This is a genomic window from Cupriavidus sp. GW823-FHT07A04, assembly GCF_058794615.1.
In genome coordinates, this window is record NZ_JBXAHA010000029.1 from 1 (window position 1) to 22,015 (window position 22,015).

Below are 22,015 nucleotides of genomic sequence, written 5' to 3' on the forward strand. Positions count from 1 at the left end.
CACCATCTCCCGGGCCACCTGCTCCGACAGGCACGCCACCGACGCGCCCCGGCGCGGCTCGATGCGAACCAGCGCCTTGGCCAGCCCGCGCGCGCTGGTTCAGCTGCGCTGGAATGTAAAGCTGTCGGCGTAGATATGCGCGCCGCTGGCGCCGAGCCCGAGAAAGGTCTCGCGGGCGTCGCGGATCATGTCGGGCGAGCCGCACAGGTAGATGGCATGCTCGGACAGGTCCGGCAGGTCGGCGGCAACGGCGTGCTGCACGTGGCCGCGCCGGCCGCTCCATGCGCCGTCGGCACGCGAGAGCACCGGCACGTACTGGAAATCGTAGAGCCGCGCGCCCCACGCCTGGATCTGTTCGTGCAGGTACAGGTCCGCCTGGGTGCGCATGCCCCAGTACAGCGAGACCGGCGGGCAATCGGGATCGTCCATCAGCGATTCGAGGATGCTCTTGATCGGCGCCAGCCCGGTGCCCGTGGCCACCATCACCAGCGGGCGATAGTCGTCCTTGCGGAAATAGAAGCCGCCCAGCGGCAACTCCACGTCGAGCTGGTCATCGGAGCGCAGTCCCGCCAGCAAGCGCTCGGTGAAGTAGCCGCCAGGAATACGGCGCACGTGCAGGTCCACCGTGCGGTCCTTGGGAACCGACGCCATCGAGAAACTGCGCGCGATGCCGTCACCGGTAAAGATCTTGAGGTACTGGCCGGGACGGTAGTCAAGCGCCTGCGCCTGCGGCAGCTCCAGCGTCAGGTGCACCACGTCGGCGCTGAGCGGCGCGATCTTGCGGATCACCGCGGTGTGGCGCGCGGGCTCGGCGCATGGCTCGCCTGGCCGCGCGGTGCTGATCACCAGGTCGCTGGTGGGCCGCGCCTGGCACGCCAGCGCAAAGCCTTCGGCCTCTTCTTCCGGGGTCAGGCCCATGGGGTACTCGTCATAGGTCACCGCGCCTTCGACCAGCCTGACGCGGCACGTTGCGCAGCCGCCGAAGCGGCAGTCGTGTGCCATCTGCACATTGGCGCGCAGGGCGCCGTCCAGTACCGTTTCGCCGGCGCTGGTTTCGAACGATTGCTGGGATTCGAAGAGATGGATGCGGTAGGACATGGTGGACTCGGAATGCGTGGGGGGATGGGCTTCTAGATCTAAAACCTAAAACCCAAAGCCTAAAGTCAAAGGCCGTTTCACCACCCCTGCGGGGCGGCGACCTACTTTCTTGTCTTGCCAAGAAAGTAGGCAAAGAAGGCGCGCCGGATGGGGCGACACCCCCTCGTCGGCAGGCACCCCATACGGCCTGGTACACCTACGCCGCTCGCTTCGCATCGCTGCTCTTGCGCGGTTTTCGGGGCTGTTGCTAGGTCTGGATTTACTTCTTGATATCGGCCTCTGCCAGCACCTTCAGGTCGTCGCCGGCCAGCAGTTCCTGCAGGGCCTGCAGCGCTGCCACGCCTGCGGCGGTGTCCTGCTCGCCGTTGCCGCCGCTCAGGCCGATGCCGCCGATGACTTCGCCGTTGACCACGATCGGGAAGCCGCCTACGAACACGGCGAACTTGCCTTCGAAGCTCCACTGGATGCCGAAGGCTTCATTACCCGGCAGCGCGGGGCCGTTCGGCGCCTGGTTGAACAGGTGGGTCGAGCGCTTGTGGCCGGCGGCGGTGAAAGCCTTGTTCCAGGCGATCTGCGGGCCGGTGATGCGCGCGCCGTCCATGCGCTCCAGCACCAGCGGGTAGCCGCCGTCGTCGACCACGCAGATCGATTCCAGCACGCCGATTTCCTCGGACTTGCGGATGGCAGCCGCCACCATGTGACGGGCTTCCTTCAGTTCCAGCTTGATGGCTTTTCTCATGTCCTGCTCCTGCTCGATACGTGAATGCTGCGTGAATGCCCGTTGGTTTGCGGGCGCGCTGGTTCAGCAGCCGCGGTAGACGGTCTTGATCTGCGTGTAGAACTCCAGCCCTGCCCGGCCCGACTCGCGGAAGGTGGAAGTGCTGGATTGCTTGAGGCCGCCGAACGGCGCGTTGATCAGGTTGCCCGTGGTGGTGCGGTTGATCTTGACCGTGCCCGACTGGATGTCATGCGCGAAATCATGCGCATAGCGTGGGTTGCTGGTCACGATGGCGGCCGACAAGCCGTACTCGGTGTCATTGGCCTTGGCGATGGCGTCGGCGTAGCTGCTGACCTCGATGATGGCGATCACCGGCCCGAAGATTTCCTCGCGGGCAATGCGCATCTGCTGGGTAACGCCGGTGAAGACGGCCGGCGAGACATAGAAGCCCTTGTCGTATGCCTCGCCGCCCAGGCGGTCGCCACCGCACAGGTGCGTGGCTTCGGCCTTGCCCGCTTCCACATAGCCGAGCACCGTTTCGAGCTGCTTGCGGGTGGCGAGCGGGCCCACGTCCATGCCGGGCGTCATGCCGCTGCCGATCTTCAGGGTCTTGACCTTGGCCAGCAATTTCTCCGTGTAGGCGGCCTTGACCGAAGCCATCACCAGCACGCGGCTGGTGCCGGTGCAGGCCTGGCCGCTGAGCGACAAGCCACCCTTGATGGTGAGGTCCACCGCGCGATCCAGGTCGGCGTCTTCCATCACGATCAGCGGGTTCTTGCCGCCGAGCTCCATCTGCGTGCGCGTGCTCAGCGACACCGAGCGATGGATATGCTGGCCAGCCGCCGTGGAGCCGGTAAAGGAGATCGCACGCACCGCTGGGGCTTCGGTAATGGCCGCACCCACGTCGCCGGCACGGCCGGTGATGAAATTGAGCACGCCCTTGGGGATGCCGGCTTCGACAAACGCCTGCGCCAGCCGGTAGCCGCTCAGCGGCGCGTCCGACGAAGGCTTGAACACCACGGTGTTGCCCGCGATCAGCGCCGGGGCAATCTTGCGCGCCGGGATCGACACCGGAAAATTCCACGGCGAGATCACGGTCACCACGCCCAGTGGCTCGCGCTGGCTGTAGACGATCATGTCGGGATCGTCCTGGGGATAGGTCTCGCCGGAGAAAGACTGTCCTTCCACAGCATAGAAGCGGATGGTCTGCGCCGAGCGCAGCACTTCATCCTTGCTCAGGTTGAGTGCCTTGCCTTCTTCGCGGGTCAGTTCCTCGGCGATCTGTTCGGCGTTGGCTTCCAGGTAATCGGCGGCGCCGTTGAGGATCTTGGCGCGTTTCGAGATGGGGGTTTTCTTCCAGGCGTCGAACGCGGCTGCGGCAGCGGCCACGGCGGCCTGCGCGTCATCCGCGGTCGAGGCCTGGAAACGGCCGACGATATCGCCGGTATCGGCCGGGTTGACGTTGTCGAAGGTGCACCCGCTGGCGCTCTTCGACCATTCGCCGTTGATGTAGTTGTTGAATTCGTCTGTCTTTGCCACTGCCATGATGTCCAAGCCTTTCATCCGGTCAGGCCCCGGGCGGGGCCGTCAATACCAATGCAATGCCGCGATTCCGCCCAGGGGCAGGCTCAGGCAGCCATGTCCAGTTCAGGCAGGGGGATTTCCTGCGCGACATAGTCGTGATAGAGGGCGGTGGTGTAGAGCAGGCGCATCTGGGCACCGATCTCGCAGATCTTGAGGCAGCGCTGCTGCAGCTCCGGGGTGTTGGCGTGTTCCAGCACGATCTGGTAGCCGCGTTCGCCGTGGATTTCATCCGAGACGATATGCAGGTCGAAGAATTCGACTTCTTCGTCGGTGAAGTTGTACTTGTCGCGCAGGGTGGGGGTCTGCTTGCGGTAGATCGACGGCACTTGGGACTCCAGGCCAACGACCAGTCCGGCGACGGCCACGACGGGGTCTTCGCGCATGGCCACGGCGTAGCACCAGCTTTGCAGGCCACGGGTGGTGGGTGACATGTTGTCGGGGTCGACCACGCGCTCGCGGGTGGTGCCGCAGGCTTCGGCAAAGCGGATCAGGAGGTCGGTGTGGCGGTCGCCGCCGATTTCTTCCTCATACATATTGGCCAGCAGGAAGTCCTTGGCTTCGGTGAAGCGGTCGGGGGTGCGGGCGTAGATGTAGGCGAGGTAGTCGGCGAAGGGGCCGACGTAGTGATAGTGGTTCTCGGCCCAGCGGGCGAGGTGGTCGCGGGAGAGCTTGCCGCTGGCCCAGGCCACGCTGAAGGGGGCTTTGTTGGCGCTCTTGCCCTTGATGGCATTTTCAAGGGCGGCGCGGAAATCATCACGGTTCATCAGTTCGGCCATCGGGGGCTCCTGGGGGAACGAGTTCAAGGTTGTGGGGACTGCGTAGCGTGGTCCGGGTGGCTTTAGCCGTGCCATCCGATACCTTTATGTAGATTGTATACTATCTACTGTTTTTGTGAAGAGAGTATTCGCGCTTCAGGAATAAAAAAGCGAGGCACGGATGGCCTCGCTTCTTGCCGCTCAGTGCGACAGGTTCAGCGCCAGAGGAACATGGCGCAAACGGTGGATACGCACAGCCCGATCAGCACCGGCAACAGCAAGGCGCGCACCGCATCGAGCACCGGCACCCGGGCAAATCCGGCCACCGCAATCAGGGAGGACCATGCGATCAGCGTGCCGCCGCCCGTCCACACCGCGCCCATCTGCCCGATTGCCGCCAGCGTGGCGGAATCGAATCCCACCACCGGGCCCAGCGCGCCGGCCAGCGTGCCGGTCAGCGGCAAGCCGGCAAAACCCGAGCCGTCGATGCCAGTGATCATGCCCACCAGCAGCACGCCGAACGCCACCAGCACATGGTTATCCGGAATCATGTGCTGGTAAGCCTGGATCAGCTCGAACAGCAGGCTGGGGGCTTTGTCGGCGCTGACGCCCAGGATCTGCGCCGCGGTCTCGCCGGCGCCGACAAAGAAAAAGCCGGCGATTGGCAGCACCGAGCCCATGGCCTTGAAGGCGAAGACAAAGCCATCGGTGATGTGCTCGGGGCACACATCGAGCATCTTGCGCGGGCCTTCCGCCGCCAGCGTGGCCAGCATCATCAGCAGCGCCGCAACGCCGCCAACCAGCGCGGCCGCATCGCCGCCCTTCAACTCCGGCAGGCCCGAACCCATCTTCGGCAGCACCATCACGGCCACCACCGCCAGGAAGGCCAGCGGCGTCACCACCGCGAAGCACTTCGACCACTTGACGCGGCGCAACGCCACCATGGCCAGGCTGCGCTCGATATTGGCATCGGTGACGAGTGGCTCGTCGTGCTCGGTGCCGCGCGCGATCTCGGCCTTGTCGAAGGTGCCTGCGTGCTCGGCCTTTTCCACGGCGCCGCCCGCGCGCGCTTGCCAATGGGTCAGCAAGGCGCCGCTGGCAGGCACGATGTGCTTGCGCATCGACAGATAGGCCAGGGTCAGCGCGATGGCGCCGGTAATGATCGACAGCACCAGCGCGCGATCAGCGACCACCACCGCGCTGACCGCGGCGCCGGCTGCCTTGGCGCTGATCCCCGGCGCCACGCCAATCACATAGTCGGACGACAACGCCATGCCCTGCCCCGCAATCGCGATGGCCATGGCGCCCGCCAGCGGCGGCAGGCCGGCCGCGATCGCTGCCGGCAGCAGGATGGCCGAGACCAGCGGCACCGCCGGCGTGGGCCAGAAGAACAGCGAAATCACGTAGGTAATGCCGGCCAGGATGAAGAACGCGGAATGGCCGTTTTTCATCACCACCCGGAACGGCTCCACCATGCGGATATCCGAGCGCAGCGTCTTCAGCGAGTTGAGCAGCGCCGTCATGAAAGCGATGACCAGGAAGATGTTGAACAACTCCTTGGCCGCCACCAGGCTTGCCGAAAAAATGCCTCCCAGCGCCGAGACCGGGCTACCGGTCAGCGCGAACACCACCAGAAACGTACCCAGAATCGACGGCACGACCACATTGGCTCGCAGGATCATGGTCAGGACGATCACCGCCACGCCTGCCAGGTAGATCCAGTGTGCTGCGCCAATCACCGCTTCGTGTTGCATGTATTCCCCTTGGATCTTTATCTGTAGAGACCATCGTTTTTGTCTTGCGGGGCTATGGCTGCCCCATTAACGTATACTATATTCTTGATCTGCATCAAAACAAGCGAAATCTACCGGGACTAGGGAATCCACCCAATCTGGTGCAAACCCTTATTTTTCGCGCTAAAACGGGGATGTCAGGCACCTTTTGCGAGCCAGCGGCGTCCATTCTGCCTATTCAAGATGTCTTCCACTTGAATTTTATGTAGACTGTATACCAAATCATCGCACCATCAAGATGCCATCGCCGATGGCGCAGCGTGCGATCCCTGACTTCAATCCAAGCCGCCATGACACTTTCCACCCTTCTTCCCGCCGGCACCACCGCCTGGCAATTCGGCCTGATGGGTGCGCTGATCCTGTGCGGCGCCTGCCTGCAAGGCGTGGGCGGGATCGGCTTCTCGATGGTGTCGGCGCCGGTGGCCGTGCTGTTTTTCCCGCAACTGGCCCCGGGCCCCTTGCTAGCCATGGGCGGGCTGGTCTCGTTGCTGGGTGCGATACGCGAGTTCCGTGCCATTGCCTGGCGCACGGCGGGCAATGCGCTGGCTGGCCGTGCGGCGGGCACGGTGGTGGCGGTGGCGGCGATGACGCAACTGCCGGCCGAAGTGCTGGCGCTGGTGTTCGCGCTGTCGATCCTGGCTGCAGTGGCGCTGAGCCTGCTGGGCTGGCGGGTGCAGGCATCCGGCCTGAACATGGCGGTGGCGGGTGCCGCCTCCGGCTTCATGGGCACGGTCACCTCGGCGGGCGCGCCGCCCTTTGCCATCGTCATGCAGCACCTGCCGCCGCCGCAATTGCGCGCCACCATCGGCTGCATCCTGTGCGCCGGTGCGGCGTTTTCGCTAGCCATGCTGGCTGCCGCCGGCCGTTTCGGGCTGGTGGACCTGTGGCTCAGCCTGAGCCTGTCGCCCATGCTGCTGATCGGCTTTGCGGTGTCCAATCACCTCAAGAACCGCTTTTCGGCCAAGGCCGTGCGCAAGCTGCTGCTGGCGCTGTGCACGGCCGGCGCCATTGGCGTGCTGGTCAAGCTCGCCCTGCCCGCCTGACGCCTCTTCCCGCCTCACCTTAGACCCTACGCTCCCCTCCATTCCCGCTACGCCAGGAAACAGACCATGCTGCATATCACCGATGAGATGATCGACCGCCACGTCAGCCCCGCTGACGCCCAGCAAGTGATGCTGGACGCTTTCCGCAGCTTCGGCCAAGGCAAGGCCGCCATGCAGGAGCGTATCCGTACCGAGGCCGGCGGCGTCAAGCTGTCCACGCTGGGCGCGGTGATTCCCGAGCAGCAGGTGGCCGGCGCCAAGGTCTACACCACCATCAAGGGACAGTTTTCCTTTGTCATCCTGATCTTCTCCACCGAGGACGGCCGGCCGCTGGCATCGTTCGATGCGGGCGCGATCACCCGGCTGCGCACCGCTGCCTGCTCGGTGCTGGCCGCCCGGCACCTGGCGCGGCCGGGAGCCGAAGTGCTGGCGCTGTTCGGCGCCGGCACGCAAGGCGTGCAGCATGCCCGGCAGCTCGCCGCCGCCCTGCCGCTCAAGCGCATCCTGCTGTCCGACCCGTATGCCGATGCCGCCATGCCCGAGCGCCTGGCGCGGCACTGCGGCATCCCGGTCGACCTTGCCGAGCCGGACCAGGCCGTGGCCCAGGCCGATATCGTGGTCACCGCCTCGCGCTCTACCACGCCGTTGTTCTCCGGCCATTCCCTCAAGCCCGGCGCCTTCGTCGCGGCCATCGGGTCCAGCCTGCCGCACACCCGCGAGCTGGACGACGTGGCGCTCTCCCGCGCGGCCCGGCTGGTGGTGGAGTGGCGCCCCCAATCCATGCGCGAGGCCGGGGACATCGTGCTGGCGGATCCCGCCGTGCTGCCGGCCGACAAGGTCGTCGAGCTAGCCGATGTGGTGACCGGCAGCGTGAAGCCGCGCGGCAATGACACGGACATCCTGATCTACAAGTCCGTGGGCGTGGGACTGGAAGACGTGGCGCTGGCGGGCTTCGCCTACCGGCAGATCGAGGCCGCGGGTGAAGCCAGAGCCTCTTGATTCACGTTACGCGGGCCTGCCGGCATGCGGCCTGCATATTGTCATCATCGACCACTACCCCCTTTCTTCTAATTGTAGATAGTATACAATTATCAAAACGATGACCGGTCAAGCAGATCGCTTCCGGACGATGCTACGCAGTCCCCCACAACCCTGAACTCGTTCCCCCAGGAGCCCCCGATGGCCGAACTGATGAACCGTGATGATTTCCGCGCCGCCCTTGAAAATGCCATCAAGGGCAAGAGCGCCAACAAAGCCCCCTTCAGCGTGGCCTGGGCCAGCGGCAAGCTCTCCCGCGACCACCTCGCCCGCTGGGCCGAGAACCACTATCACTACGTCGGCCCCTTCGCCGACTACCTCGCCTACATCTACGCCCGCACCCCCGACCGCTTCACCGAAGCCAAGGACTTCCTGCTGGCCAATATGTATGAGGAAGAAATCGGTGGCGACCGCCACACCGACCTCCTGATCCGCTTTGCCGAAGCCTGCGGCACCACCCGCGAGCGCGTGGTCGACCCCGACAACATGTCACCCACCACCCGTGGCCTGCAAAGCTGGTGCTACGCCGTGGCCATGCGCGAAGACCCCGTCGTGGCCGTCGCCGGACTGGTCGTTGGCCTGGAATCCCAAGTGCCGTCGATCTACCGCAAGCAGACCCCCACCCTGCGCGACAAGTACAACTTCACCGACGAAGAAGTCGAATTCTTCGACCTGCATATCGTCTCGGATGAAATCCACGGCGAACGTGGCTACCAGATCGTGCTGGAACACGCCAACACCCCGGAGCTGCAGCAGCGCTGCCTCAAGATCTGCGAGATCGGTGCCCAGATGCGCCTGCTCTACACCACCGCCCTCTATCACGACTATGTCGCGCAGGAAATCCCCCTGCCTGAACTGGATATGGCTGCCTGAAGCAGCCGCCAGATCGTGCGATGACGCGCGGCCGGTGCGCATCCGCCCGGCCGCCCCTGACAGACCAGACCGCTTGCGGAAACGTTGTATGCCTAAAGTCGTATTTCACAAGAACGGCCAGACCTTCGAGGATGAGGTCAAGCCCAGCACCAACCTGGTGGTGCGCGCCGGGATCAAGCAGTTTCCGTATCCGAACCTGCGCTACGAGTGCGGCATGGGCAAGTGCTCCAAATGCGCGTGCCGCGTGATCGCCGGCGCCGAGCACCTGCCGCCGCCGAACTGGAAGGAAAAGAAGCAGCTCGGAGAACGGCTGGAGCAAGGCTATCGCCTGACCTGCCAGATCTGGCTGGAGCATGACATCGAGCTGATCCAGGACGAACTGCCAGTGCAAAGCGCAGCCACCGCCAGCGGCGGGGCCAATGTCCTGCAAGCCAGCGTCCCGGGCAACGCGCAGTAATCCATCAGCACCCACCAGGCAGCGCAGTCATGTACGTAATACTCAGCAGCAAGCCGGGGCAGTTTCGCACCGAACTGGTAGAGGGGCTGGTGGCCGTCGAGGCTTACGACTATCTCTTCTACGGCCGCAGGACGGCGCACTTCGTCATCGCCGAAATAGCGCACCCGGTAAAGGTGAAGGTTGTGGAGGAGTTCGGCGAAGACGTCGATGCCGCGAGCCGCCCGGCCCCCACCATCAACTACGTGCCCTCCAAGTTTCTCGAGCAGTTCGAGACGCTGCAGGGCGCACGCGACGAGCTCACGCGCCTGGCCACCTTCGGCAGCATGGACATCACGCTGGTCAAGCGTGATGTCCATGCGCGTGACTGGCGAGCGACCGACTGAATCCACCGAGTATGACCGGCACAGCGCCGGGCAGCCCCCTCATGCCATCGGACCGTTTCCATGATTGAAATCACCTTTGTCAGCAACGACGGCAAGGTCGTCAGCGCCCCCGAGAACAGCAACCTGCTGCGCGTTTCCCTGCGCGAGAAAGGCGGCATCCCCTTCAAGTGCGGCGGCGGCCTGTGCGGCACCTGCAAGTGCAAGATCGAGCGCGGGCTCGAGTTCACCGACGCCATCAAGCCAAAAGAGCGCAAGCACCTGTCGGAGGCGCAATTTGGCGAGGGCTACCGCATGGCCTGCCAGACCTTCGTCACCGGCGACATCGCCGTGTCCTGGGAAGCCCAGGCGAGCCCGGCCAAGGCTGCCGTTCCGGTCACCGGGACGGTGGCCGGAGCTGCGGCCGAATAGGTCCGCGGCGCCAGGCCTGCTACGGCGCTGCTACGGCGCGGACCGGCAGGCCTGGCGGCATCGACGGCGTGCGCGGTGGCCTTGAGGCGCTGCGTTGCCGCTCACGCACGCCATTGTGTCAAACCCGATTGATCTGATCCTCCTGGAGCGCCACGCATGACAACCACAGCTTGCGCCAGCCGTGCCAACACCACCGAGGGCGTGCGCGCGCCGCACTGCATGGTCGCCACCGGCCACCCGCTCGCTGCCGAGGCCGCGCTGCAGGTGCTGCGTGAAGGTGGCAGCGCCATTGACGCGGCGCTCGCGGCCGATGCCATCCTGGGCGTGGTGGAGCCGATGGCAACGGGCATCGGCGGCGACATGCTGGCGATGATCGTCGAGCCCGACGGCCACGCGGTCAGCTACAACGGCACCGGGCGCACGCCGGCCGCGTTCCCCATGCATGCGCTGGCGGCCCTGCCCGGCCAGCGCATCCCCGAGCGCCACGCCCTATCGCTGACCACGCCCGGCGCGGTGCGTGGCTGGGAGGACCTGCACCGCCGCTACGGCCGGCTGGAATGGAAACGGCTGTTCGCGCCCGCCATTGCGCTAGCGCGCGACGGCTTTGCGCTCGCGCCGGTAGCCGCGCGGGAATGGGCGCTGTTCGACCGCGTGCTGCACCATGACCCGGTCTGCGCCGCGCTCTATCGCGCCGGCCGCCCACCTGCGTCCGGCGAGACCTTCAGCAATCCGGAGCTGGCCGCCACGCTGGCCGCCATCGCCGCCGAGGGTGCCGATGCGTACTACCTCGGCCAGCCCGCCCAGGCCGCCGAAATGGCGAGCCGCATCGCCGGCGGCGCGCTGGCTGCCGCCGACTTCGCCGCCCACCGGGGCGATTTCTGCACGCCCGTATCCACGGATTTCCGCGGACTGACGGTGCTGGAATGCCCGCCCAATACGCACGGCGTGGCCATCCTGCACGCGCTGGACGAACTCGGCGAACTCGATCCTGCCATGCTGGCCGAGGACGATCCCGCAGCCGTGCTGCGCACGGTGCGGGCCATGGGCCGCGCCATGCAGTACGCCAAGGAAACCGTGGCAGACCCGGCCGGCAACACCGTATGCACCGTGGTGGTGGACCGCGACGGCCTGGCGGTCACGCTGATGACCAGCATCTTCAAGCGCTTCGGCTCGGGCATCGCCGTGCCCGGCTGCGGCTTCGTGCTGCAGAACCGCGGCTTCGGCTTTGCCGGGCCGGGCCATATCAACAGCCCTGCTCCGGCCAAGCGCCCGTATCACACAGTAGTGCCCGGCGCGGCCCTGCGCGGCGGGCGCTTCCACGCGGGCTTCGGCGTGGTGGGCGGGCTGATGCAGCCGCAAGGCCAGTTGCAGTTGCTGGTAAGGCTGGCGGCCTGGCAGCAACCCCTGCAAGCCGCGCTGGATGCCCCTCGCTGGCGGCTGGAATCCGACACCGCCCTGGCCATCGAAGCCGGCATGCCGCCGGCCATCGTGCAAGCCCTGCGCGATGCAGGCTACAGCGATCCCGCCGGCCTTGGCGAACTGGGCGGGCGCAGCGACTTCGGCGGCGCCCAGATCGTCATGCGCAGTGCATGCGGCGACCTGCTCGGCGCATCGGACAAACGCAAGGATGGCATTGCGCTGGGGGAGTAAGCCCTGCCGGCGTTGCCCAAGCCCTACAGCGGAAACCTCTGCATGTAATACGCCTGCCACTCATGCAGGTGCTCCTGCATGGCGCGGCTGGCGGCGTCGCCATCGCGCGCGGCCAGTGCGTCGAGGATCTTGCGGTGCTCGGCCAGCGCCTGTGGAATCAGCTCGGCACGCATGCGCAGCTGGTTGAGGCCGTGGTGCAGCAGGCGGTAGCGCAGGATGTCCTCGCGCAGGCGCTTGCTGCCGCAAGCGTCTGCGATAGCCAGGTGGAAGTTGTCGTCGAAATCGGCCCAGCGCACCAGTGCCTCGGCATCGTCCACGCTGGTGGCGGCGCCGGCATCCATGGCGTCGGCCGCGTCGGACAGCGCCTTGAGCGTGACGCGGTCCAGCTGCGCGGCGGCGATGCGAGCCGCCTCGCTCTCCAGCAGCTTGCGCATATCGAACACCTCGCGGATATCTTCGCGCGAGAAGCGCGCCACCACCGGGCGCCGGTTCGCCTCCTGGGTGATGAGCCCATCCTTGACCAGTTCGCGAATCGCCGTGTGTACCGGCGTGCGGCTGACGCCGAGCTCCTGCGCGAGCCGGATTTCGTTGACCACCTCCCCCGGCTTTAGCTGCCCGCTGATGATGGCCGACAACATGGCCTGGTAGACCCGTTGCGAAAGCGGCTGGTCGTCCTGGTCCGGCGGGAGCGCGGGCAATTCCTGTGACATCTCTGCGATCGACATTTCTGGTGGGAAGAAGGCCCGGCATCGCTGCCCTTTGCGGGCGGTTGGACCGGACTGGCGAAAGCATTATGCAGCAAAGGCCAATGGCTGCGCATTTTTCGCCAGTTGAATGCCAAACCAAATAATTGCATGCATTTTTTTGATTTGGCGTGTAATATCGACTGAATGCTGAGGTTTGCCGCACGGAAACAGCACGACAGAGTGCTCAAAAAACCATATTTCACCGGGATACGGCAAACCAGCAAGTGAGACAGGCAGGGGCGCAGGAGACACCATCCCCCATGCCTTCCCCCTTGATTCATCAAGCTCAGACCCATGCCAACAGCCGTGCCCCCACCAAGGTTCGCCGCCGTGCGCATCGTTGCCGACGATCTTTCCGGCGCGTGCGACAGCGTGGCGGCGTTCGCCGGCAATGGCAGCGGCGAAGTGCGGATGCGCGCGCACGGTGCGGCGGCCGGTGCGGCTTGCGCGGCATGGGACGGGCGGATCCAGGCGCTCGATGCCCACTCGCGGGCACGCCCCGCCGCCGAGGCCGCGCAGGTGTTCGCCCAGGCCTTTGCCGATGGCTTCGGCCCGCTCAGGCCGGATAGCGCAGCGGCCATGGACTGCCTGCATTTCCACAAGCTCGATTCCACGCTGCGCGGCCATATCGGCGCCGAGCTGGTAGCGGCGCGCAACGCCGTTGGGGCCGCTGGCCCGATCTGGGTCTGTCCGGCGTTTCCGGCGCAGGGCCGCACGCTGCGCGAAGGCCGGGCCTACCTGGATGGCAGGCCGCTGTCGGGCACCAGGCTGTGGTCCACGCTGGGCCTTGCCAGCGATCACCTGCCGACGCTGCTCCGCACGGCCGGCCTGCGGGTCAGCGTGCTGACGCTGCCGGCTTTGCGGGCACTAGGCAACGCCGGTGCCGCACCACTTGGCCTGGATCACGCATGCGACGCACTCGTGTGCGATGCGCAAACCGACGACGATCTCGCGTTGCTGGCCACGCTGATCGCGTCCCGGCCCGGGCCCGTGCTGGCCGCTGGCTCCGCCGGGCTCGCGCGGCAACTGGCCGCGCATGTGGCGATGCCGCCCGCGGAAACAAACCCCGACAGCACACGCGTGGCCGGCGCGACGGCGCCGGCTACCACTGGCCGGCTCGCTGTCATCGGCAGCATGTCGGCGCTTGCCGCCGAACAGGTCCAGGCGCTGTGCGCCACCTGCCTGCCGGTGCCCTGCTCGCCGCGCCTGCTGGTTGACGGCGCGGCATCCAACGCCTGGCTCGCGCAGCGCCAGCAAGCCGCTAACGCGCTGGCGCTGGGCCGCGATGTGGTGATCCACGTCGAAGGCCCGGCCGACCCGGCATTGGACGGCAGCACCTTGTGCGCCGCGCTGGCCCGCTTTGCCGCCCCGCTGGCGCAGGTGGCGACGGGGCTGGTGCTGTCTGGCGGGGAAAGCGCGCGCGCCGTGCTGGAGATGCTGGGCGTGAGCCAGCTCACCAACGTGCGCGCACTGGTGCCCGGCGTGACCAGCGCCCGCGCGCAGCTGCGCGACGCAACGGGCACGGCAGGCGCGGCAGGCCTCGATCACGACAACAACACGGTGCCGGTCTGCATCAAGGCCGGCGCCTTTGGCCAGCGCGACACGCTGCTGGCCTGCATGGCGCACCTGCGCCAGACCACCGCGCCGGCGTCTCCTGCCGATGCCATGCGCGCCAGCCCCACGCATCCGGAGCAGGCCGGCCCTGCCAACACCCGCCTCAGCGAGCCCTCCATGTATCGACCGAGAATTGCCATCACCATGGGTGACGCCGCCGGCGTTGGCCCCGAGATCATCGTCAAGTGCCTGGCCGACGGCACGCTCTATGCGCAATGCCGGCCTTTCGTGGTGGGCGACGCCGCGCGCCTGGAAGACGCCTGCCGCCGCACCGGCACCGCGCTGCGCATCGCGCGGGTGACGGACCCCGACGAAGCCACGTTCGAGCCCGGCACCCTCGCCTGCATCGACCTGGCGCTGATCCCCGCCGACACGCCTTACGGCAAGGTCTCGGCCATCTGCGGCGATGCCGCCTACCGCTATATCGCGCGCGCCGTCGAGTTCGTGCAGGCCGGCATGGTCGATGCGATCTGCACCGCGCCGCTCAACAAGGAGGCCCTGCACCTGGGCGGCCACCGCTACCCCGGCCACACGGAGATGCTGGCCGCGCTCACGGGCACCGAAGAGGTCTCGATGATGCTGCTGGCGCCGAACCTGCGGGTGATCCATGTCACCACGCACATCGGCATCCTGGATGCGGTGGAGAAGATCAACGCTGGCCTGGTCGAGCGCACCATCGCGCGCGGCGTGCAGGCCTTGCAAAAGAGCGGCATCGCCCAGCCGCGCGTGGCGGTGTGCGGCATCAACCCGCACGCCGGCGAGAACGGCTTGTTCGGGCGCGGCGAGGAAGCCGGGAAAATCGCCCCTGCCGTGGCAGCCTGCCGTGCACGCGGCTGGCTGGTGGATGGCCCGCTGCCGGCCGACACGCTCTTCTACCGCGCCACCCGCGGCGACTTCGACCTGGTCGTGGCGATGTATCACGACCAGGGCCACGGGCCGGTCAAGGTGCTGGGGCTGGAAGCCGGCGTCAACGTCACTATCGGCCTGCCGGCGGTGCGCACCTCGGTGGACCACGGCACCGCGTTCGACATTGCCGGCAAGGGCGTGGCCGATCCGCGCAGCATGACCGAAGCCATGCTGCAGGCGATCGCGATGGCGCCAAAGCCGCAGCAAACAGCCTGAAAAAAACCAAAAGAACAAAGGAGACAACCATGCTGCGCAAATGGATCACCCTGCTGGCGGCCGCATCGCTCACCGCGCTGGCGCTGCCGGCCAGCGCCGATGGCCCCGCGCCCTGGCCGCAGCGCCCGGTGCGCGTGGTGGTGCCCTATGCGCCGGGCGGTGCCTCCGACGTGCTGGCCCGCCTGCTCGGCAGCAAGCTGCAGGAGACCTGGAAACAGCCCGTGGTGGTGGAGAACCGCACCGGCGCCGGCGGCAATATCGGCACGGACAACGTCGCCAAAAGCGCGCCCGATGGCTACACCCTGCTGCTGGGCGACCTGTCCAACTTCGTGATCGCGCCGGTGGCCTACAAGAACCTGCCGTACGACGTGATCAAGGATTTCAGCGCGGTGGTCACGCTGACCTACTCGCCCTACATGCTGCTGGTCTCGCCGCAGACCAAGGCGAGCTCGCTCAAGGAGCTCGTGGACTACGCCCGCGCGCATCCGGGCAAGCTCAACTGGGCCACCACCGGCATCGGCAGCGGCCCGCACCTGGCCGGCCTGCAGTTCGCCCGCAAGCTCGGCATCGACTGGCTCTACCTGCCCAACAAGGGCGGCGCGCAGGCCAATCTGGACGTGATGGGCGGGCAGGCCGACCTGATGTTCAACAGCATGGTGGCCAGCGCGTCCTACGTGCGCGGCGGCAAGCTGCGCGTGCTGGCCTTCACCAGCCGCGAGCGTAATCCCGAATGGCCTAACGTGCCGACCGTGGCGGAGGCCGTGCCGGGCTTTACCGCCGGCGGCTGGCAGGGCATGCTCGCGCCCGCTGGCACCCCGCCGGAGGTGATCCGCAAGATCAACGCCGATGTGGTGCGCATCCTGCAGCAGCCCGAGATCCGCCAGCGCCTGGCGCAGCTCGGCGCGGAGCCGGTCGGCAATACGCCCGAAGCCACGCAGGCGTTTGTCCGCGAAGAGAAAACACGCTGGGCCGACCTGATCCGCGAGAGCGGCCTGAAGCTGGACATGTAGGCGCGCACGCCAGCACGCCAGCACGCCAGTACAGGGCCGCACCTTCAACAACCGACCCCCCGGAGACTTTCCATGCAACTTCCCGTCAACGCCTTCAAGCAAGCCATTCTCGCCGACCAGCCGCAGATTGGCCTGTGGTGCTCGCTGTCTTCCTATCAGGTGGTGGAACTGGTGGCGCGCTCGCAGTTCGACTGGCTGCTGCTCGACATGGAGCATGCTCCCAATGACATCTCCACCCTGCACACGCAATTGATGGCCACCGAAGGGACCAAGAGCCATCCCGTGGTGCGCCCGCCCTGGAACGACATGCTGTGGATCAAGCGCTGCCTGGATATCGGCGCGCAATCGCTGCTGCTGCCCTATGTGCAAAACGCCGAGGAAGCCGCCAATGCCGTGGCGTGGAGCCGCTTTCCCAAGGGCGGCATGCGCGGTGTGGCCAGCGGCACGCGCGCCGGCGGCTTTGGCCGCATCAAGGATTTCCTGCATAACGTGCAGGAGCAGACCTGCGTGCTGGTGCAGCTCGAATCGATGGAAGCCATCCGCAACGTCGACGCGATCTGCGCGCTGGACGGCGTGGACGGCGTGTTCATCGGCCCGAGCGATCTCTCCGCCGACATGAACCACCTCGGCGACATCCAGCACCCCGAGGTGCAGGAAACCATCGCCGCCGCGATCCGCCGCATCCGCGCCAACGGCAAGGCCGCTGGCATTCTCACCACCGAAGCGCAGGGCCAGCAGTACATCGACATGGGCGCGCGCTTTGTCGCGGTGGGGACCGACATGACCCTGCTGCGCCTGGCCACCGACGCGCTGGCGGCGCGCTTCAAGCAGGCGCAATAAGCCGGATAAGCCAGAACCGGCCACAACAGGCCCGCACCGCATTTATTTCTCTCCTGGAAGATTCGAGATGTCTGACTTCAAGATGCAATACCGGCGCCTGGGCGCCAGCAACCTGCAGGTGTCCGCCCTGTGCCTGGGCACCATGATGTTTGGCGACCAGACCGACGAGGCCGAGGCCGGCCGCATCGTCGACAGCGCCCGCGCGCATGGCGTCAATTTCATCGATACCGCCGACATGTACAGCCTGGGCGGGTCGGAAACGATGGTGGGCAAGCTGCTGGCGGGCGATCGCCAGGACTGGGTCCTGGCCAGCAAGCTGGGCAACCCGATGCAGGCCGCCCCCAACCACTCGCACTACTCGCGCGTCTGGATCATGCGCGCCGTGGAAGACAGCCTGCGCCGCCTGGCCACGGACTATCTCGACATCCTCTACCTGCACCGCGACTACGCCGGCGAGAACCTCGAAGAAGCCGTGCGTGCCATGGGCGACCTGATCCGCGCCGGCAAGATCCGCTACTGGGCCGTGTCGAACTTCCGCGGCTGGCGCATCGCTGAGATCGCGCGCCTGTGCGACATGCTCAACGTGCCCCGCCCTGCGGTCTGCCAGCCTTACTACAACCTGCTCAACCGCATGCCCGAAGTGGAGATCCTGCCGGCCTGCGAGCATTTCGGGCTGGGCGTGGTGTCCTACAGCCCGATCGCGCGTGGCGTGCTGACGGGCAAGTACCTGCCCGGCCAGCAACCGCCGCGGGACTCGCGCGCCGGCCGGGCGGACCGCCGCATGATGGAGACCGAGTTCCGCGAGGAGTCGCTGGTGATTGCGCAGACGCTGAAGCAGCATGCGCAGGCGCGCGACCTCAAGCTGGGCCAGTTCGCCACCGCCTGGGTGCTCGCCAACCCCATCATCAGCTCGGTGATCGCCGGGCCGCGCACGCTGGCCCAGTTCGAGGACTACTTCGGCGCCGTGGGCGTGGCGATCTCACCGCAAGAGGAAGCCATGGTCGACGCCCTGGTGCGCCCCGGCCATGCGTCCACGCCGGGCTACAGCGACCCCAGCTATCCGCTCACGGGGCGGCCGGTGGCGGTATCGGAAGGCTGATCCCCTTGGGCACTGGCTAAAGCAAAAAGTGCAAAAAGCGCAAAAAGAGCAAAAAGACAGACCTGACCCACCCTGGCAACGGGGGAGGAGACAAGATGACTGCAAGACGATTTCCCGCATTGGCGGCAGCGGCGCTGGCCACGGCCGTCACCGCCCTCGCTTTGGTGCCGGCCGCCGCCCGCGCCGATGACTACCCCAACCGCCCGATCAAGCTGATCGTGCCCTTCCCGCCCGGCGGCGGCAACGACAATGTGGCGCGCCCGATCGCCCAGAAACTGTCCGACGCGCTCGGCCAGCAGGTGATCATCGACAACCGCCCCGGCGCCGGCACCATGATCGGCGCGGAAGCCGCGGCCCATGCCGCGCCGGACGGCTACACGCTGTTCCTCGGCTCGATTGCCTCGCACGCCATCAGCCCCAACCTGTATGCGCGGGTGCCCTACGATCCGATCAAGGATTTCGAGCCGGTATCGCTGCTGGCGTCGGCGCCGACGCTGCTGGTGGTCAACACGCATACGCCCTACAAGACCTTGAAGGATGTGCTGGTGGCCGCCAAGGCCAGCCCCGGCAAGCTGACTTACGGCTCCGCCGGCAGCGGCACGCCGCCGCACCTGTCCGGCGAGATCTTTCGCGGCCAGGCCGGGATCGACCTGCTGCATGTGCCCTACAAGGGAGGATCGGGGCTGCTGCCTGATGTGATCGCGGGCCGGGTCGACATGATCTTCGATACCGCGGCATCCGCCATGCCCCACGTGCGCAGCGGCAACCTGCGCGCCATCGCCATTGCCCGCGCCACGCGCCAGCCGGACCTGCCGGATGTGCCCACCTTCGCCGAACAAGGGTTTCCCAAGTTCCAGACCTCAGGCTGGTACGGCATCCTGGCGCCCGCGAAGACGCCCAAGCCGGTGATCGACAAGCTCTACGCCGCGTTGCAGAAAGCCATGGTGCAGCCGGAGGTGACAAGCCGGCTGAAGACGCTCGGGGTGGATCCCATCGTCAGTACCCCGCAGGAGTTCGGCACCTTTATCCGCGCGGAGCTGGACAAGTACAAGCAGGTGATCCGCCAGGCGGATATCAAGGAATGACGGCGTAATCGCACACAATCACAATCACAATCACAAGCCAGCGAAGGCTGCCTAAGCGGCGGCCTTTTGCACTTCCTTACTTTCTTCCCTTCTCTCTTCCCTGCTCTCCTCCTTGCGCGCTTCCTTGCGCCCCTCCTTGCGCCGCCCATACCAGCCACCAATCACCAGCAACAGCGCCACGGCCACGATATCGCCACCCAGCGCGATCGGCCGCGACGGCCGGCCGCCGGCAATGCCATAGGTAAAGCCCTCGATCACCACCGACACCACCGCGCCAAAGACAAAGCAGAACAAGCTGTGGCGGCCAATCTGCACCACCGGCCCCATCACCGACGCCAGCCGCGCTACCCAGCCCGCGCGGACAGCCAGATAGCACAGCCAGGCCAGCCCGAGGAAACTCACGATGCGCAGCGCCGCCAGGCTCTTCTTGGGCAGCGGGAAAACCATGGCCGGCAGCCACGTGGGCAACCATGGCTCGTACACATGCGGACGCATCCACAGGTAAGCCAGCAGCACGCCGGCCAGCGTCACCGCCACGGCGAGCACCGTCACCACCCAGCGCACCAGCGCCTGGCGCGGCAGGATCACATCGGGGCGCAGGCGCGCCATCAGGCCCAGGCCAAACAGCAGTTGCCACGCGAAGGGGTTGAAGCTCCAGCCGTTGCCATCGCTGCTAGGCAGCAGCGGCGTGAGCATCGGCGCCATCAGCCACAGCAACCCGCTGGCGCCGACAAACGTCAGTGGCACCGCGCGCGCCATGCGGATCGCCAGCGGCGCAAACAGGATGAAGACTGCGTACATCGGCAGCACGTCCGACACAAAAGGCTGCCGCGCCACGCTGAACACCTCAATCAGCGTGCTGAACGGATGCGCCATGAAGATCGGCGCCTCCGTGGACCGGATCGCGGGCGCCGGCACCTTGGCCAGCGCCAGCAACAGGCCGAACACCAGCATCAGCACGCCGGTCAGTACGAACGCCTTGTAGATCTCCCAGCTACGGCGGATCAGGCGGTTCTGCGCGGCGGAGGCACCGTGCCGCGCCTCCATGGCGACGTAGGCCGCCCCTGCCGAATAGCCGGCCAGGAAGACAAAGATCTCCGCCGCATCGAAGAACGCGAAATTGCGGATGGTGTAATCGGCCAGCACGCTGCCGTTCACATGGTCAACCACGATGAAAATCAGCGCGATGCCGCGAATCAGGTCAACCTCAGTTCTACGCTGGGTTTCGTTCATGGACAAAAGCAACTCCTGCAATACCTGGCAATCCGGGCGCCCCGACAAAGCGTCCGGATGTCTCCGAGGCCACTTATCAGTGGCCTCTGTTTATTCAATGTGAGCAAAACCGCACCCAGGGGAGGCGATCTGGCGCCCGGCAGGCTGCCGGCGCACCTTGGCTTTGTCCCGGATTTCCTGAAAAAGTGCGATGGGGCACGCTCGCAGCCCAAAGACGGCAAAACGCCCGGCAGCGCGACGCCCGGGCGTGATGATACGGTATATTGGGGATTACCCTAGGAAGAGGTCGCCAGGGATTGGAAAGGAAAAAGCAAGCGGGCCTTGTTGCGGCCCCGGTCAGCGAATTCCTGGCTCCCGTTCGATGATGGGCGCCAGCGCGCCAGCACCCTGCCGCGGCGCTCGCGCGCGGCAGGATGGCATTGCCAATGCCTATTGCGCCGTGGCACCCGAAGACACAGCGGCGCTTGTGGCCGTTGTCATCTGCTCCATAAACAACGCCGCGCGCAGTTTCGAGGTTGCAGCCCGCGTGCTCGCGTCCACCGACTTCATCAGGTTGCTATATTCCGGCGCGTCATCCCATTCGCCGGTCACGGGCGTGTTGACTGTCACCGGCTCGTACCATTGCAGCCGATTGGTATGCAGATCGATCAACTGCCCCACCAGCGATACATAGCCCTCCGGCGCTCCCAGCGGCATGAAACCATAGTAGCTGCGCGAAGTGCCCAGCCAGCGCGACGCCACCAGCAGCAACCGATCCGCGCCATACTGCTTAGCCAAAGGCCGGTAGTCCATCTCCGCAATACCGTCACCGGAACCTTCCGTGAACTTCTTCAACTGCTCCGTATCCACGGGAGCCGCCACCAGCACGACCTTGACCTGGCGGGACTCCAGCCCCTTCGCCAGTTCCTGCGGCAGCCCCTTTACCAGCGAGAAGTCTTGCCGCTGCAAACGCTCCACGATTGCCTGTGCATTGGCCTTGTTGATGGCGTAGTCAAGGATCCCCTGCGCCCCGATCATGTTCTGGTTAGGTTCTGGCAGCTTTTGCACTGCCACCGCGACCGTGCTCGTCCGATCATCAAAGAGCTTCGCGGAAGCAGGAATTGGCTTCTGCACGACCGCACAACCAGCCAACGAACACAACGCCAGGAACAGCCCGGCAAGACGGATACGACCCATGATTCTCCTGTTTTATCTAAGCCACAACTTACGGGGGCGATAAGCACGCCGCTGCCCCGCTTGGATAACGGCGGGAAACCAACTGCCCAATACCCCACCGAAGTCTGGCTTGACGGCTACCGCGCTCACTCGATGGCCCTTGCGGCTAGCTTGGGGAGCGCTGCGCTGGTTTTCCCCGGCATTCGCAAAACAGAAATTAATTCAATTACCAATAAATAATAATTTAATTATATTAAATTATTATTTTTGAAAATTCATTTAATAAATAGACACCCAGACCTACAACGCCA

21 protein-coding genes are annotated in these 22,015 nt (G+C 65.9%); 12 read left to right on the forward strand and 9 right to left on the reverse strand.

What is annotated here, in order from left to right; translation table 11 throughout:
- Positions 1-99 precede the first annotated feature (99 nt).
- From AC1Q7Q_RS36115 to AC1Q7Q_RS36135, 5 genes are all read right to left on the reverse strand, one after another.
- The gene (locus AC1Q7Q_RS36115; protein ID WP_492376783.1) at positions 100-1,098 is read right to left on the reverse strand and encodes a 2Fe-2S iron-sulfur cluster-binding protein; all 999 of its coding nucleotides are present in this window, start codon (positions 1,096-1,098) and stop codon (positions 100-102) included.
- Positions 1,099-1,357: 259 nt separating this feature from the next.
- Positions 1,358-1,837 (reverse strand): GlcG/HbpS family heme-binding protein, encoded by a 480-nt coding sequence (locus tag AC1Q7Q_RS36120; RefSeq protein ID WP_035867076.1) that lies wholly within the window; start codon positions 1,835-1,837, stop codon positions 1,358-1,360.
- A gap of 63 nt (positions 1,838-1,900) precedes the next feature.
- Positions 1,901-3,361, reverse strand: a complete 1,461-nt coding sequence (locus tag AC1Q7Q_RS36125) for an aldehyde dehydrogenase family protein (RefSeq protein WP_492376782.1) — start codon at positions 3,359-3,361, stop codon at positions 1,901-1,903.
- Positions 3,362-3,444: 83 nt separating this feature from the next.
- Positions 3,445-4,176 carry an iron-containing redox enzyme family protein gene (locus AC1Q7Q_RS36130; RefSeq protein WP_416052223.1) on the reverse strand — a complete coding sequence of 244 codons (732 nt, stop codon included), beginning with the start codon at positions 4,174-4,176 and terminating at the stop codon, positions 3,445-3,447.
- Between the two features lie 194 nt (positions 4,177-4,370).
- Entirely contained in the window at positions 4,371-5,909 is a 1,539-nt protein-coding gene (locus tag AC1Q7Q_RS36135) for a hypothetical protein (protein ID WP_492374650.1), read from the reverse strand.
- Between the two features lie 329 nt (positions 5,910-6,238).
- On the opposite strand from AC1Q7Q_RS36135, the gene AC1Q7Q_RS36140 reads away from it, so the two are divergent.
- From AC1Q7Q_RS36140 to AC1Q7Q_RS36170, 7 genes are all read left to right on the forward strand, one after another.
- Positions 6,239-6,991, forward strand: coding sequence for a sulfite exporter TauE/SafE family protein (locus AC1Q7Q_RS36140; protein WP_416052225.1), 753 nt, complete (start codon positions 6,239-6,241; stop codon positions 6,989-6,991).
- A 66-nt stretch (positions 6,992-7,057) separates the two neighbouring features.
- Positions 7,058-7,990, forward strand: coding sequence for an ornithine cyclodeaminase family protein (locus AC1Q7Q_RS36145; protein WP_492374651.1), 933 nt, complete (start codon positions 7,058-7,060; stop codon positions 7,988-7,990).
- Between the two features lie 180 nt (positions 7,991-8,170).
- Positions 8,171-8,902, forward strand: coding sequence for an iron-containing redox enzyme family protein (locus AC1Q7Q_RS36150; RefSeq protein WP_416052223.1), 732 nt, complete (start codon positions 8,171-8,173; stop codon positions 8,900-8,902).
- Between the two features lie 88 nt (positions 8,903-8,990).
- Positions 8,991-9,359 (forward strand): 2Fe-2S iron-sulfur cluster-binding protein, encoded by a 369-nt coding sequence (locus tag AC1Q7Q_RS36155; RefSeq protein ID WP_492374649.1) that lies wholly within the window; start codon positions 8,991-8,993, stop codon positions 9,357-9,359.
- Between the two features lie 29 nt (positions 9,360-9,388).
- Positions 9,389-9,742: a ferredoxin gene (locus tag AC1Q7Q_RS36160; protein WP_492374648.1), complete on the forward strand. Its 354-nt coding sequence runs from the start codon at positions 9,389-9,391 to the stop codon at positions 9,740-9,742.
- A 60-nt stretch (positions 9,743-9,802) separates the two neighbouring features.
- Positions 9,803-10,150: a 2Fe-2S iron-sulfur cluster-binding protein gene (locus tag AC1Q7Q_RS36165; protein WP_492374647.1), complete on the forward strand. Its 348-nt coding sequence runs from the start codon at positions 9,803-9,805 to the stop codon at positions 10,148-10,150.
- Positions 10,151-10,306: 156 nt separating this feature from the next.
- On the forward strand, positions 10,307-11,800 hold the full coding sequence (locus AC1Q7Q_RS36170) for a gamma-glutamyltransferase family protein (RefSeq protein WP_492374646.1): 1,494 nt from the start codon (positions 10,307-10,309) through the stop codon (positions 11,798-11,800).
- 23 nt (positions 11,801-11,823) lie between these two features.
- Here AC1Q7Q_RS36170 and AC1Q7Q_RS36175 read toward each other — a convergent pair whose 3' ends face one another.
- Positions 11,824-12,510, reverse strand: coding sequence for a GntR family transcriptional regulator (locus tag AC1Q7Q_RS36175; protein WP_492374645.1), 687 nt, complete (start codon positions 12,508-12,510; stop codon positions 11,824-11,826).
- An 81-nt stretch (positions 12,511-12,591) separates the two neighbouring features.
- Positions 12,592-12,801 carry a hypothetical protein gene (locus tag AC1Q7Q_RS36180; RefSeq protein WP_492374644.1) on the reverse strand — a complete coding sequence of 70 codons (210 nt, stop codon included), beginning with the start codon at positions 12,799-12,801 and terminating at the stop codon, positions 12,592-12,594.
- Positions 12,802-12,852: 51 nt separating this feature from the next.
- Here AC1Q7Q_RS36180 and pdxA point away from each other — a divergent pair, with 51 nt between their 5' ends.
- The 5 genes from pdxA (at position 12,853) to AC1Q7Q_RS36205 (ending at position 19,316) form a co-directional block, all read left to right on the forward strand.
- Positions 12,853-15,282 carry a 4-hydroxythreonine-4-phosphate dehydrogenase PdxA gene (gene pdxA, locus AC1Q7Q_RS36185; protein WP_492374643.1) on the forward strand — a complete coding sequence of 810 codons (2,430 nt, stop codon included), beginning with the start codon at positions 12,853-12,855 and terminating at the stop codon, positions 15,280-15,282.
- A 29-nt stretch (positions 15,283-15,311) separates the two neighbouring features.
- Entirely contained in the window at positions 15,312-16,292 is a 981-nt protein-coding gene (locus AC1Q7Q_RS36190; protein WP_492374642.1) for a Bug family tripartite tricarboxylate transporter substrate binding protein, read from the forward strand.
- A 72-nt stretch (positions 16,293-16,364) separates the two neighbouring features.
- Positions 16,365-17,132 carry an HpcH/HpaI aldolase family protein gene (locus AC1Q7Q_RS36195; protein WP_174428449.1) on the forward strand — a complete coding sequence of 256 codons (768 nt, stop codon included), beginning with the start codon at positions 16,365-16,367 and terminating at the stop codon, positions 17,130-17,132.
- Positions 17,133-17,199: 67 nt separating this feature from the next.
- Positions 17,200-18,231, forward strand: coding sequence for an aldo/keto reductase (locus AC1Q7Q_RS36200; RefSeq protein WP_492374641.1), 1,032 nt, complete (start codon positions 17,200-17,202; stop codon positions 18,229-18,231).
- Between the two features lie 95 nt (positions 18,232-18,326).
- Complete coding sequence (locus AC1Q7Q_RS36205; RefSeq protein WP_492374640.1) at positions 18,327-19,316, forward strand: Bug family tripartite tricarboxylate transporter substrate binding protein; 990 nt, start codon at positions 18,327-18,329, stop codon at positions 19,314-19,316.
- 51 nt (positions 19,317-19,367) lie between these two features.
- Here AC1Q7Q_RS36205 and AC1Q7Q_RS36210 read toward each other — a convergent pair whose 3' ends face one another.
- Both AC1Q7Q_RS36210 and AC1Q7Q_RS36215 read right to left on the reverse strand, forming a co-directional pair.
- Positions 19,368-20,549, reverse strand: a complete 1,182-nt coding sequence (locus AC1Q7Q_RS36210) for an OpgC domain-containing protein (protein ID WP_492374639.1) — start codon at positions 20,547-20,549, stop codon at positions 19,368-19,370.
- A gap of 429 nt (positions 20,550-20,978) precedes the next feature.
- Positions 20,979-21,725 carry a hypothetical protein gene (locus tag AC1Q7Q_RS36215; RefSeq protein ID WP_492374638.1) on the reverse strand — a complete coding sequence of 249 codons (747 nt, stop codon included), beginning with the start codon at positions 21,723-21,725 and terminating at the stop codon, positions 20,979-20,981.
- Positions 21,726-22,015: the final 290 nt, after the last annotated feature.

Bases quoted from the DNA above. Each gene is read 5' to 3' on its own strand.
- AC1Q7Q_RS36130 (WP_416052223.1), bottom strand. From the start codon at position 4,176: ATGGCCGAACTGATGAACCGTGATGATTTCCGCGCCGCCCTTGAAAAT.
- AC1Q7Q_RS36175 (WP_492374645.1), bottom strand. From the start codon at position 12,510: ATGTCACAGGAATTGCCCGCGCTCCCGCCGGACCAGGACGACCAGCCG.
- AC1Q7Q_RS36145 (WP_492374651.1), top strand. From the start codon at position 7,058: ATGCTGCATATCACCGATGAGATGATCGACCGCCACGTCAGCCCCGCT.
- AC1Q7Q_RS36135 (WP_492374650.1), bottom strand. From the start codon at position 5,909: ATGCAACACGAAGCGGTGATTGGCGCAGCACACTGGATCTACCTGGCA.
- AC1Q7Q_RS36150 (WP_416052223.1), top strand. From the start codon at position 8,171: ATGGCCGAACTGATGAACCGTGATGATTTCCGCGCCGCCCTTGAAAAT.
- AC1Q7Q_RS36155 (WP_492374649.1), top strand. From the start codon at position 8,991: ATGCCTAAAGTCGTATTTCACAAGAACGGCCAGACCTTCGAGGATGAG.
- AC1Q7Q_RS36140 (WP_416052225.1), top strand. From the start codon at position 6,239: ATGACACTTTCCACCCTTCTTCCCGCCGGCACCACCGCCTGGCAATTC.
- AC1Q7Q_RS36195 (WP_174428449.1), top strand. From the start codon at position 16,365: ATGCAACTTCCCGTCAACGCCTTCAAGCAAGCCATTCTCGCCGACCAG.
- AC1Q7Q_RS36165 (WP_492374647.1), top strand. From the start codon at position 9,803: ATGATTGAAATCACCTTTGTCAGCAACGACGGCAAGGTCGTCAGCGCC.
- AC1Q7Q_RS36125 (WP_492376782.1), bottom strand. From the start codon at position 3,361: ATGGCAGTGGCAAAGACAGACGAATTCAACAACTACATCAACGGCGAA.
- AC1Q7Q_RS36200 (WP_492374641.1), top strand. From the start codon at position 17,200: ATGTCTGACTTCAAGATGCAATACCGGCGCCTGGGCGCCAGCAACCTG.
- AC1Q7Q_RS36210 (WP_492374639.1), bottom strand. From the start codon at position 20,549: ATGAACGAAACCCAGCGTAGAACTGAGGTTGACCTGATTCGCGGCATC.
- AC1Q7Q_RS36205 (WP_492374640.1), top strand. From the start codon at position 18,327: ATGACTGCAAGACGATTTCCCGCATTGGCGGCAGCGGCGCTGGCCACG.
- AC1Q7Q_RS36190 (WP_492374642.1), top strand. From the start codon at position 15,312: ATGCTGCGCAAATGGATCACCCTGCTGGCGGCCGCATCGCTCACCGCG.
- AC1Q7Q_RS36115 (WP_492376783.1), bottom strand. From the start codon at position 1,098: ATGTCCTACCGCATCCATCTCTTCGAATCCCAGCAATCGTTCGAAACC.
- AC1Q7Q_RS36170 (WP_492374646.1), top strand. From the start codon at position 10,307: ATGACAACCACAGCTTGCGCCAGCCGTGCCAACACCACCGAGGGCGTG.
- AC1Q7Q_RS36215 (WP_492374638.1), bottom strand. From the start codon at position 21,725: ATGGGTCGTATCCGTCTTGCCGGGCTGTTCCTGGCGTTGTGTTCGTTG.
- AC1Q7Q_RS36120 (WP_035867076.1), bottom strand. From the start codon at position 1,837: ATGAGAAAAGCCATCAAGCTGGAACTGAAGGAAGCCCGTCACATGGTG.
- AC1Q7Q_RS36160 (WP_492374648.1), top strand. From the start codon at position 9,389: ATGTACGTAATACTCAGCAGCAAGCCGGGGCAGTTTCGCACCGAACTG.
- AC1Q7Q_RS36180 (WP_492374644.1), bottom strand. From the start codon at position 12,801: ATGGTGTCTCCTGCGCCCCTGCCTGTCTCACTTGCTGGTTTGCCGTAT.